General features: G+C 43.6%; 9 protein-coding genes. 3 read left to right on the top strand and 6 right to left on the bottom strand.

Annotated features, from left to right (window positions below; translation table 11 throughout):
- Positions 1-181: 181 nt before the first annotated feature.
- Positions 182-1,006 (bottom strand): DUF2797 domain-containing protein, encoded by an 825-nt coding sequence (locus AB4407_RS05970; protein ID WP_372119549.1) that lies wholly within the window; start codon positions 1,004-1,006, stop codon positions 182-184.
- 302 nt (positions 1,007-1,308) lie between these two features.
- On the opposite strand from AB4407_RS05970, the gene AB4407_RS05965 reads away from it, so the two are divergent.
- The gene (locus AB4407_RS05965) at positions 1,309-2,604 is read left to right on the top strand and encodes a GGDEF domain-containing protein (protein WP_372119547.1); all 1,296 of its coding nucleotides are present in this window, start codon (positions 1,309-1,311) and stop codon (positions 2,602-2,604) included.
- A 248-nt stretch (positions 2,605-2,852) separates the two neighbouring features.
- Here the strand turns inward: AB4407_RS05965 and AB4407_RS05960 are convergent, their stop codons facing one another.
- The 3 genes from AB4407_RS05960 to AB4407_RS05950 all read right to left on the bottom strand — a co-directional run bounded on the left by AB4407_RS05960 (position 2,853) and on the right by AB4407_RS05950 (position 7,131).
- A complete protein-coding gene (locus tag AB4407_RS05960) occupies positions 2,853-4,223 on the bottom strand; it encodes a DASS family sodium-coupled anion symporter (RefSeq protein ID WP_372119545.1) in 1,371 nt (456 codons plus the stop codon).
- A 197-nt stretch (positions 4,224-4,420) separates the two neighbouring features.
- Positions 4,421-5,281, bottom strand: a complete 861-nt coding sequence (locus AB4407_RS05955) for an ElyC/SanA/YdcF family protein (protein ID WP_372119543.1) — start codon at positions 5,279-5,281, stop codon at positions 4,421-4,423.
- A gap of 161 nt (positions 5,282-5,442) precedes the next feature.
- Positions 5,443-7,131, bottom strand: coding sequence for an NAD-dependent malic enzyme (locus AB4407_RS05950; protein ID WP_372119541.1), 1,689 nt, complete (start codon positions 7,129-7,131; stop codon positions 5,443-5,445).
- Positions 7,132-7,315: 184 nt separating this feature from the next.
- Between AB4407_RS05950 and AB4407_RS05945 the strand changes: the two genes are divergently transcribed.
- Both AB4407_RS05945 and AB4407_RS05940 read left to right on the top strand, forming a co-directional pair.
- Positions 7,316-9,700, top strand: a complete 2,385-nt coding sequence (locus AB4407_RS05945) for a helicase-related protein (protein WP_372119539.1) — start codon at positions 7,316-7,318, stop codon at positions 9,698-9,700.
- 203 nt (positions 9,701-9,903) lie between these two features.
- Positions 9,904-10,281, top strand: coding sequence for a transporter (locus AB4407_RS05940; RefSeq protein WP_372119537.1), 378 nt, complete (start codon positions 9,904-9,906; stop codon positions 10,279-10,281).
- Between the two features lie 174 nt (positions 10,282-10,455).
- On the opposite strand, the gene AB4407_RS05935 is transcribed toward AB4407_RS05940, so the two are convergent.
- Complete coding sequence (locus tag AB4407_RS05935; RefSeq protein ID WP_372119535.1) at positions 10,456-11,559, bottom strand: phosphoribosylaminoimidazolesuccinocarboxamide synthase; 1,104 nt, start codon at positions 11,557-11,559, stop codon at positions 10,456-10,458.
- Between the two features lie 325 nt (positions 11,560-11,884).
- Positions 11,885-12,292: a SulA-like leucine-rich domain-containing protein gene (locus tag AB4407_RS05930; protein WP_372119533.1), complete on the bottom strand. Its 408-nt coding sequence runs from the start codon at positions 12,290-12,292 to the stop codon at positions 11,885-11,887.
- Positions 12,293-12,561: the final 269 nt, after the last annotated feature.

Genomic DNA, 12,561 nt, shown 5'->3' with positions numbered 1-12,561 from the left:
TCACTTGAGGGCATTTTAGTTTTAGCAATTCAAAGCGTTTAGCTTATAGCTAATAGCTAATAGCTAATAGCTTATAGCTTATAGCTTATAGCTTATAGCTTATAGCGATCAAAGCTGTTTGGCTTTTACTGAGCAGCGGTTTGGCTTATCAAAATAGAAGCTTCGTAAAAACGTTGGTTTACTAATCAGAAACTTCAACTTCGTAAGAGCCAAATTTACGGATGTTAATCACTCCAGTATCTAAGATAAGGTATTGGCCTTTAATGCCTTGAAGTACGCCCGTCACTTCAGGGTTCTTATCAAAGTTGTGCGATACAATTTTCACTGGGTGCTGTTCAACTGGGTAGCTCAATGAAGTGATGTTTTCGCTCAGAATCTCGATAGCATCATCACCAAACTTCGTTCTGATCTCTTGAATCTTATCTTCTACAAGTGGCAATAGTTCTTTGGCTTTTTCAACCAACTCCATATCGTCACCGTCGCCTTTGAGCAGCGTACGCCAGTTGGTTTTGTCAGCAATGTGTTTCGCTAATTCAACTTCAATAAGGCCAGAGATCTGACGCGTTTTTACTTTCAAGATAGGTAAGCCTTGGGTGGCACCTTGATCAATCCATCGAGTAGGGATCTGAGTATGACGAGTGATACCCACCTTTAGGCTTGATGTATTTGATAGGTAAACGAAGTGATCGACGAAGCAATTTTCTTCACCCCATTGAGGCTCACGACAAGTGCCTTGATCGTAGTGGCAAGTCTCAGGCTTCATGATGCACATGTCGCAGCTTGCTAGCTTTTTCATGCACACAAAGCAGTGGCCTTGAGAGTAGCTTTTCTTAGTTTTCTTACCACACGAACAACAAAAAATATTGCCGGTATGGGTGAGGTTGATAGTTTTACCTATCAGAGGGTTTAGCTCTACAAACTCTTCCCCTACAGGCAAACGGTAGGTTACCGCGCCATCAAGGGAAGCACTCATCTTCTTGAGTGTTCCTTTTGCTAATAAAGACATGACATTACTCGTTGTATTTTGATTATTATTTCATCGCCTCGAATGCCGGGTAAGCGGGCGCTAAGATTAACGATGATTATGCGATGAGTATAACAAATAGAGCCTTTATTTATACGCAATATTAGTTGATTCTTGCGGTGAATAATTGACCGGAAATACGTTCATTAAATTATAGTATGATATTTTGTTAAGGCGTGATATAACGTTTCCAAGTGAATTATTAGTATGCAAGCTAATGACTAGCTTTACTCATTTATATCGTCAAATCCCAACGATAGGGACCTTAGCTCGGAAGCTTAGATGTGAAGTGGATCCATAAAATTGTCATCTTTTTAGTTATTGCAACGCTTGCCATTGTGCAGTATTACCGTGTGAGCGGAAATCGTGTGATAACTGCAATTACTCCTGAACAATATGAATTTATCGCGACCAGTGATCAAGTTGATAGGGGAGTGAGTACCTCCCAATTATCCTATGAAAATGGGCAGTATATTCTTGATTGTGAGCTTAAAAAATCCGAATATCCATGGCCTTACTGCGGACTATCGATTCGTATCAGCCCAGACATAACTGTGGGCCTTGACCTTTCTCAATATCACACCTTTAGAGTCAATATTGATTACCATGCGGAGGCTGACTCCAGTGGTCGTTTGAGAACTTATCTACGCAATTACAACCCTGCTTATTCGGTTCCTGATGATGAGTACACACATAAGTACAACGGGATGGAGTTTTCCCCAGGTATCGATGATGGTGTGATTGAGATTCCGATCAAAAACCTGCAAGTGATGACGTGGTGGTTAGCGGATAACGAGATTGCGCTAGAGCACTCTGCACCTGAATACTCGAACGTCAATATGGTTGAGTTTGCTACCGCTTCTGGTGCTAAATTGGGCCATCATCGAATTATTATTCGAAGTATTGAGTTTGAGGGCTCGTATATTTCAGCAGAGAGCTTGTTCCTGATCTTGCTGTTTATTTGGGTGGGTACTGGCACAGTGTTCCTACTTTCAGAATTACACCGCTCCAGAAAACGTATGGCGATCGCTGAAAAAAGACATCATCATTTAAAAAACGTCAATCGGGCATTGAGAGAGCAAAACTTTGAATTCTTTGAAAAGGCTCATCGTGATGAGTTAACAGGAATACTGAATAGACACGCTATCCGTGATTGGCTGAAGATGCAGTCGCAACAGGTGAAGCAAGGTCACGGCAAGTTAAGTATGCTCTATCTGGACATTGATTACTTTAAGAGTGTGAATGACAAATACGGACACCAGATGGGTGATCATATCTTACGTGAATTCAGTATGGTAGTTGGCAGTTCTATCAGTGCGACGGACAAACTTGTGCGTTGGGGCGGTGAAGAGTTTATCGTTTTTTGCCCTGAAACCGAAGTTGGCGAAGCGCAGAGAAAGGCAGAGAAAATCCGACTTTTGGTTAGCCAACATCTTTGGATTCATGGGGATTCTCTCACTTGCAGTATCGGCATTGCCGAGATGAAACAAGAGCGGGTGACAGAGACCATTGCCCGCGCTGATGAAGCCTTATATCAAGCGAAGCATTCCGGGCGAAATCAGGTGATCTTGAGTCACTAACCTGAAAATTGTTTTGATTCGTTTATTAGCCACACGTGCATATGTGACGTGTGGCGTTTTTATGGCTCTTATCCCAATAGCCAAAACAAAAAAGGTGGCAAAGAGCCACCAAAAGGGAAAAGCGTTTGATTGTTTTTTTGATGCCCGCTCAGTGATAACTTCAAGTAAATGATAGCTTCACACTGAGCGGGATTTTTATACTGGCTGAGTGGGGGAACTGCAGCCAGTTCAGTTAGAGCATTTATTGCTTACCAGAAGATCCAAGCGAATAGAGTCAGTACTAGGATACAAACTAGGTTCAACACCATACCGATTCGCATCATCTCTCTCTGCTTGATATGACCCGAACCAAAGACAATCGCATTCGGCGGTGTCGCAACTGGTAGCATGAAGGCACAAGAAGCGGCAACCGCAATCAGAGCTGACAAGATAACTGGCGACATACCAAGTGCTTCAGCAATGGTTGCGAACACAGGAACAAGCAGTGCAGCACTGGCTGTGTTACTTGCAAATTCCGTTAGGAATACCACGAAGGCTACCACGGCTAGAATGGTAAGAAGTACACCTGCCGTTTCTAAAAATCCGCTCAGTGAGTGTGCTAAGAATACGCTTGTTCCTGTCGCTTTTAGAATGTTACTTAAACAGATACCACCACCGAACAGGATAAGTACACCCCAGTCCGTTGTCTTCTCAACGTCTTTCCATTCCACGGCTCTAGAAGCCCCAAGCAGTACAATTGCGCCAATCGCTACCAAGCTATCAAACTTAGAGAACCCGCCAATCATAGCGTTGATTGGTTTGCCGAATATCCAAAGTGTTACCGTTAAAAGGAAGATAGACAGTGTGATTTTCTTGCTGTTTGTCCACTCGACAGGTGCATGGTCTAGCTCGAATTTGTGGTCAAGTTTTGGCTTAGTCATCACGTACAAAATAATCATCGTGATTGGCAGTAAGATCATCGAGATAGGTAGGCCAAGTGCCATCCATTCTGTGAAGCTCAAGCCAACTTCTGCCGCAGCAATGGCGTTTGGTGGGCTACCAACTAAAGTTGCGATACCACCGATTGAAGCACAGTAAGCGATACCCAATAGCACGAACACGTAGGTGTTTCGGTCTTCACTTTGGTCGACTTTGTTCATGATACCAAGAACAAGAGGGAGCATCATTGCTGTGGTGGCTGTGTTTGAAATCCACATGGATAAACCGGCACTCACACCGAACAACATGAACACGGCGACCGACATTTTGCCTTTTGCTATCAGCAATACTTTGTCAGCTATCGCTTTATCCAGCTCTTGCTTATTCAGTGCGGCAGCCAACGCGAAGCCACCCATGAATAGGAAGATGATGGGATTCGAAAAGTTAGCCAGTGCTGCGGGCGTGTTGAATACACCAAACAAGACAGCCAATAGGGGAACGAGCAAAGCGGTGATGCTGACGTGGATAGCTTCTGTTAACCATAGAATGGCTACGAACACGAGAATACTTAAACCTGTATTCACTTGCGCTTCGAATGGCAGGGTATTGAGCAACAGTGCAAATAGCGTGAAATTACCAATTAATATCATGCTGTTGCGGGTAAACAACCAGTGTTTCAGTGTAGTAACAAGTGCCGTCATAAGACGCTCCTTTTGTTTATCCTCGTTTTATTGGTGCACGACTTCGTTGAGTCGTGCTTATTATTTTCGAGGTATATAGCTTGATGTAGGGTCAGACTTTGTTGGGAGAATGTTACTCAAGTTAATAAAGGAGTGTTGGTGTGTTTTTGCTTAACAATGGGGAAGTGTGAGGCAATAAATTCAAAATGTGTAGTTTTCTACACATCGGTCTCTGCTGGTTCTAAAATAGGGCTTACTGAAGGAGTTGCAATCGGATTTTCACTAGGGTTTGCCGTGGGGTCAGCTATAGGGGTTACCGTGGGATCTACTATAGGATTTGCAGCGGGATCTGTAATAGGACTAGGAATCGGCAATGGCTCTGGTTTCGGACTGGGTTGAATTGGCTCTTTAGGTCCAAGGAACTTTGGCGTGGTACCTATAATATAAAGGTCAAGGAACGCTTTAGTGCGCGCAAATACTTCACGTAAACGTATGGTTTTTCCTGAGTGGTTAGTCGGACCTGAAACCGCCAAACATTGGGCATGAATATCGTAAGAGCTTGCGATTAATAGCGCTCTTTCACAGTGGAATTTCTGAGTGATGATCAGGAAGTTATCGGTATCGAATATCTTTTTGGCGCGAACAATCGAGTCTAGGGTTCTAAACCCTGCGTAATCTAGGTTGATACGTTCATCGGGTACGCCGGCTTTCAATAAGTCGCGTTTCATCGTCCACGGCTCATTGTAAGAACGATGAGCGTTATCGCCACTCAGTAGAAATTGGTCTACCTTTTCACGATCGAATAGCTCAATCGCTGCGTCAATTCGATGTTTGTAGTATTCGTTGAGTGTTCGACCTAGGTATTTACTGGTACCAAGTACCACGGCAACTTCTCGCTCTGGCACGTCATCGATATGATAGATGATGCGATCCCTTGCTTGCCATGAAACCCAATAATCAATCGCAATAACCGCAGCGCTGCCTACTAAGAACACGAGGAATGCGCCAAACAGAAAACCTTGCAGTTTTTTGTAAGCTTTTAATAAGTAGCTACGGAAAATGTGAGAATCGAATTTCACTCTCGGTATGGTCCTTTGGCTGAACATTAATTTTTGAGTGCTCGATAATACCAAATAAAAATGAGAAAAATCAGTTAAAAAGACAAGACAGAGAAAAGAAAAAAGCCCCTGCAATTGCAGAGGCTCTTGTAAGAGTGCTATTTGAGAACAAGTACGCTCTATTAGAACGCCGTGCGCTTGTAGCGACGGTAAACTGGCTGCCAGAAGTGCTGGTCAATTGCTTGTTGCAGTGCTTCTTCAGTGATCTCTAGAGCAACACCTTGCTCAATCGCTTTTTTACCAACGGCAAAAGCAATCTTCTTAGATACGGTGTGGATCTCTTCCAGTGGTGGAAGTAGAGCACCTGAACCATTGATAGCAAGTGGAGAACACGTAGCAAGCGCACGGCTTGATTCCATCAACATTTCATCAGTGATACGTGAAGCATTTACAGCTAATACACCAAGGCCAATACCTGGGAAGATGTAGCTGTTGTTACACTGAGCAATTGGGTAAGTGGTGCCATTATGAGTCACAGGCTCAAACGGGCTACCTGTTGCAACAAGTGCTTGGCCATCAGTCCAACGAATAATGTCGTTTGGAGTCGCTTCAACACGGCTTGTTGGGTTTGATAGCGGGAACACGATAGGGCGTTCACAGTGAAGGTTCATCTCTTTGATGACTTCTTTGCTGAACAGACCAGGAGCGCCAGATACACCAACCAATACAGTTGGTTTAGCATGACGAACAACGTCTAGTAGAGAGAAGCCAGTGCCGTCACTTTCCCAATCTTTGGTGTTCGCATTGGTTTGTACTAGACGCTGTTGGAAATCAAGCAGGTTTTGCATGCCTTCCTGTAGCAGACCCCAACGGTCAACCATGTAAACTTGAGAGCGTGCTTGTGCATCGCTGATACCTTCAGACACCATTTGAGCAATGATAGCTTCAGCAATACCACAACCTGCAGAACCCGCACCTAAGAAGGTGATGCGTTGGTCTGACAGTTTGCTGTTCGCTGCTTTACATGCTGCAAGTAGAGAACCAACCGTTACAGCGGCTGTACCTTGGATGTCATCGTTGAAACAACAGATTCGATCTTTGTAGCGTTCAAGCAGTGGCATTGCGTTCTTTTGTGCGAAATCTTCGAACTGAACTAATGCATCAGGCCAACGGCGTTGAACGGCTTGAATAAATTCTTCAACAAATGCATCGTAATCAGCACCCGTGATACGAGGGTGACGCCAGCCCATGTACATTGGGTCAGCAAGACGCTGCGGGTTGTTTGTGCCTACATCGAGCACGATTGGTAGCATGTAAGCTGGGCTGATGCCGCCACAAGCTGTGTAAAGTGCTAGCTTACCAATTGGAATACCCATGCCACCGATACCTTGGTCTCCCAAACCAAGAATACGCTCACCATCCGTAACCACGATAACTTTAACGTTGTGGTTTGTCGCATTGTTCAGTAGGTCATCGATACGATCGCGGTTCGGGTATGAGATAAACAGACCACGGCCACGACGGTAAATATTTGAGAAGTTCTCACATGCTGCGCCAACTGTTGGCGTGTAAATGATAGGCATCATTTCAGAGATGTGGTTTTGAACTAAACGATAAAAAAGCGTTTCATTAGTGTCTTGGATGTTACGAAGGTAGATATGCTTATCCATATCACTTTCGAAGTTACAATATTGCTTGTATGCACGTCCTACTTGCTCTTGGATTGTTTCGGTTGTTTCCGGTAACAAGCCTTCAAGGTTGAAAGAACTGCGCTCTTCAGCAGAGAATGCGCTGCCTTTGTTTAGAAGAGGGGTACTTAGTAGAGCAGGACCAGCATAAGGGATATATAGAGGGCGTTTATCGTTGTTCATTAGATGCCTAATATGGGAGAAAGGGTAACTGAAAAATGATAACGGTTTAGTTATTCAATTGTAAATAGTTTCTCAGCGATCTTAGCAAACAAAATGATATTCTTACCCATGTCCCACACTTATCGAATTTTAGCACCATAATTCGTTATACTTTGCTCACACTTTTTCGCGACGCCTCCTTTTTATGTCATTACTTCCCATCGATGCTTATCAAAACGTATTTCACGAACAAATCGTTAATTCACACCTTGTTGTAGAGGCGGAAACCGGATCGGGTAAATCTACGCGCCTACCACTCTGGGCTTGCCAACATGGGCGAGTGCTTGTGGTTGAACCAAGACGAATAGCTTGTACCTCATTAGCTAAATATCTCGCCCTACAATCGGGCGAAAAGCTTGGTGACAAAATTGGTTATGCGATCAAACTTGAGTCTGAATACAACGAGAAAACTAACGTTGTTTTTGTGACGCCTGGTATCGCGCTGCGTTGGTTATCTGAAGACGGACTCGCTGGCTTTGATGTCATCGTTGTCGATGAATTTCACGAAAGGCGTTGGGATATCGATTTGCTGGTGGCGATTCTGAAACAAAAAGCGAGTCATCGCTTGGTGATCACGTCTGCAACCATCGAAGGGGAACGTCTCGCTCACTATTTGGATGCGGGTCGGATAAGCTGTGAAGGGCGAACTTATCAAGTTGCTATTGAACACCGAGCGAACGAATCCAGAACACTGCCTGATATTCGATATCTAGAGCAGCGCATCGCGGAAGAAGTGAATCATCAATTGATCGCTTCTTCTGGCGATATGTTGGTTTTTCTACCGGGTAAAAAAGAGATCGTTCAATGTGAACAAGCCTTGGCGAAGAATCCAGATATTCAAGTGGTGAAACTGCACGCATCGGTCAGTGATAAAGAACGAGATTTGGCGTTATCGGGTCGTAATATCGATATCAATGCGAACGGTTATGGCCTGAGAAAGGTCATTCTTGCTACTAACGTTGCAGAAACCTCATTAACCATTCCTGACATTGGCGTGGTAATAGATTCAGGATTAGAAAGACGCACCGTTCAACGAAACGGAAGAACCACACTGATGCTTAAATCCATATCACGAGCGAGTGCCAAGCAACGAGCTGGCCGTGCGGGTAGAGTGATGGATGGTGTCTGTGTTCGTCTATATGGTGAGCATGCGGCGTTAGAGTTAGTCACACCGCCTGAATTGCAGCGTGAAGAGCTGATCGAACCGATGTTGGCGGCGGCCTGTTGTGGTGTTCCGCTTGAGAGTTTACCTTTCCTTGATCCTATTCCTGAAAAATCACTAAACAGTGCTACTCAAACCTTGCTGACGATGGAAGCGATTAACGCCGAGCATCAAATTACCGAGCATGGCAAAAAGCTGTATCCGTTGCCGATTGATGCTTTGTATGCCGATATTGTTACTCGAATCAAAACCAAAGCACTCAAAGAGGCGATGGTGGATCTCACTGCGGCGCTGTCCGTTCCTGCTCGCTTGTATCAATTACCAACCAATGCAGAACACCTTGAAGCTCTGGCGCAAAAAGAGAAAGAAGGGTGTGATTTATCCCTGTTGATTCAGATCGTTCGCGGTCGCGAATATCCGAATCTAGAAATCGACCAGCAGGCATTGAATGAAGCACAAGGACTGGCGAAGCAAATGCGTGAGGTGTTTGAACTTCCGCAGCTAGAGGTTGCCTCTCGCTACCAACGTACCGCTCTACTTGAAACCATTATTCAGCTGCATCCTGAGTTAGTGTTTGTGCGCAGACTGAAAAGGAAAGAAGCCTTTGCCAACGGAGTGTTAGAAGTAGTTCTCGGCCGTCAGAATCGTTTCCCGGATAATGAACAAGCGATGTTGGTGCTTGATACCCATAGTTTGCCGGGAAGAGGCGTTAAGCAAACACTGACCTTAGCGACGGTCACTGCACCTATTCCTTTGGATCTTGTGATTGAAGCTGAGATGGGAGAGTGGCAACAAGGTGAAACCGTGGTCAATGATGATGGCGTTTTTACTGAGATGACATTGGTGTATGCCGGCCGCACGATCACGACCAAGCTCGTGACAGCGGAAGGGCAACTATCGTTAAAGCCGATCGTCGATCTTGTATCGAATGGGGTTAAACTTCCCGGTTTTGCAGAAGCTCGCACTCAACAAATCAAACATTGGCAGTTGTATGTGAAACTTGGTCTCGATGAACAAACCCAATACACACCAGAAATTGAGAACATTAACTTTGAGCTATGGTTAATAGAGCAGCTTGAAGTGTTAGGTGTCACTGATGTGAGCGAATTGGAAATGTTCGACCATGCTGATATTCCATTCGATGGTATCCCGACTTGGCTCTATTCAGAGTTTTCGGAAAAGTATCCGTTTTCATTGAGCCTTGCCGATTTACAACTCGAAGTAGAATACCTGCCAGCACGCAAACTGATTTACGTTCATTATCAATCGGGCAGTCGAAAGTTATCGCCAAAACGTTGGGAGCTCCCGACATGGTCTGGCTGGCGTATTCAGTACAAAAAAGCGAGTCGGATAATTGATATCAAATAGATGGATTAGTTTTATCTCCAAAATATTAATCAAATAGGTGCATATATGTTTTTTCAGTACTTATTTTGTTACAAGTTTGATTTTTATATGCCTTTTTAACCAATCAAAAGGTCATAAAAGACTATTCTTCTATATCCTATTGCTATAAAGAAAGAGTTGATAGATATTGAGTATATTGTGTTGTCAAAGTGTCGGGGGACATCATGGATAAACAGACAGAGACGCGTGTAGAGTTTGATTACACAACATTTCTTGGCGCCTCATGCAGTAAAAAATGGACTTTTCTGGAAGCTCTAACCACGATTGCGCCAGTATTTAGTACCGTCTGGCGAGATAGTATTAAAGAGCTCGCAAGCCCTGAAGATCGATTATGGCAGATGGCATTGAAATCAATGTCGACACGTAAAAGCGATGAATCAAACATTGTTACCTTACTCAAGCTAGCCAAGCTAGAGGGGATCAATGAACTCAAAGTCGCTATGCCATATTCTCTTGAAGCAGAGCAGATCGAGTACATCGAATCGCGCAGTCATTTGGTGATTGCCGAGAATACCGGAGAAGAGTTTACTATTAAGCTTTAATCTATCAGTATTGCTTAGAGCTTAGAGCTTAGAGCTTAGAGCTTAGAGCTTAGAGCTTAGGAGCGAGCTCAAAAAATATTAAAAATCGCACACGAAAAAGGGCCTCAATAATGATGAGGCCCTTTTAGTATCTGGAACTTGTGTTTACGAGCTTACTCGCTTTCTAGAATGCAATCAGTCAACTAGACCATAGTCAGCACGCAATACATCGATGATCTCTTGCTTAGGATTCTCACTCAGTACGATTTCCGCACCTGTAATCTTCGCCGCGATATCAAGATAAGTACGTGACAGAGACATTAATGAATCCAATGGAAGTTCATTGTCACGAGCTAACGCTTCACGCTCTGTCATACGCTCTTTGTTCAAAAGAATGTCCGGATCAGGGAAGTAGTTAAGTAGGAACTGGCGGAAACCTTCTTTTGAATTCTCAACGATGTTGCCGTTATTGTATTCCTGAGTATCCCAAATGCGAGATGAATCTGGAGTACCGACTTCATCCATGTAGATAAGCTTTTCATTACCTTGAGCATCGTTGACGTAACCAAATTCAAATTTCGTATCGACAAAGGTTTGATCGACTTTTGCTAGCGCTTGGCTAATTACGTTGAAGCCTTCTTTTAGCAGCTTCTCGTAATGCGCAATGTCACTTGCTTGAGTAAAATTGAATGCTGCGAAGTTGTCTTCGATGTTGTTACGTGTGATGTTCACATCGTCAGCTTCTGGTACACCAGGAATACCTTTTAGAATCCCTTTTGTAGAAGGCGTGATAAGTAGCTCAGGTAACTTCTTGTCTTTCTCTAGGCCTTCAGGCATCTCGATACCACAGAATTCACGTTCGCCGTTCGCGTACGCACGCCACATAGAGCCTGTGATGTATTGACGACAAATCGCTTCGATCATGACTGGGCGAGCTTTTTGTACAATCCATACGAATGGATGAGGGATATCAAGAATATGACTGTCAGCGAGGCCGTTGTCTTTAAATAATTTGAACCAGTGGTTAGAGATAGCATTCAGAGCCGCTCCCTTACCTGGAACACCTTTTAGATTCCCTTCACCACGCCAGATACAATCAAATGCAGAGATACGGTCACTGATCACCATGATTGCTAAAGGCGCATCTGGTGCTACATCGTAGCCTTTCTCTTTAATTAGTCGTTGGCTATCTTCTTCAGTTAACCAGTAGACTGAGCGAACCTTGCCACTGTGGACAGGTTTATCAGTACGGATTGGTAGGTCATCATTTACGGCAAGAACTTGATCAGCAAGGCTCATTTAGACATTCCTATCTTTTATCAAACGTCATACAGAGAAGTGCGGTGTGCACATGATTAGACGGGCATTATACCCAATCTACTATTTGCTTCCAGAGGAAAAGCAAACGATTGCTAAATATGTTGTTTAATTAAAAACCCCCGCTTAACTAATCGCTAAAAAATTGGCGAATTGTAGGGCAGGGGAAGGCAGTATATTTGGACTGTGTTTTGGAGCTATGTTGTTAACTTAAATTTGTTAGCTAAAAGATTAAGCCATGTCTGTGGGCTATGTTTTTGAGCCAACAATGTTATTAAGCCAATATGTTATTAGCAAGGCAGGCGGTTTAGTGAATACGCTCTGAATTGGCATCGATAAAGAAGACTTCACATTGAAAGCGAATTCCTAATGTTCTTAGGTATTGCTGACTGAATTGATCAATCGAAGCACTCGCAACAATCGCGCTCGCATTCTTAGATCGAATGGCTTTCTCGACGGTTTCTACTTCTGTCATTTGATTAGAGGCTTTCATGTGAATAACACGATCACAGCAAACATTATGTAGCTGCAGCTGTTTAGCCGATGGTCTTGGTGTTTGAGCCGTAAACAGTAACCACTGATGTTGATTGGACAGCAACGCCATTTTGGCAAACAACGCTTCTTCGTTTGAACTTTTTGTGTCACGAGAGACGGATGTAAATGCGCAGTGAGTTAGCGGGCTAGAGTGTTGTGCTTTAACGTGTGCTGGAATCATTTTGCTGTCCTTATATACATACTGTATGTGTATACAGTAGTTTTTGTTGCTTATAAGATCAAGCGTTTTTTGAAGGATTATTGGACGATTTTGCTTGGTTATAGATGCTGTCTTTGTTTAAGTTGTTGAAAGTATTATAGAAATTAAATTTGAATGAATTTGTTGTTTTGTCTCATAAGTTGAAGAAATGTAAGCTTTATACAGGTATATACAGTGGTTTTGGCAGAAAAGTACTGTATACACCTGTGTAGAAGATAAGAAGATAAGAA

Origin of the sequence: Vibrio sp. 10N.261.46.E11 (assembly GCF_041472735.1) — a bacterium.
Lineage (GTDB): Bacteria > Pseudomonadota > Gammaproteobacteria > Enterobacterales > Vibrionaceae > Vibrio.
Note: the sequence above shows the minus strand (reverse complement) of the source record. Positions and strands in the feature narration are given on the sequence as shown.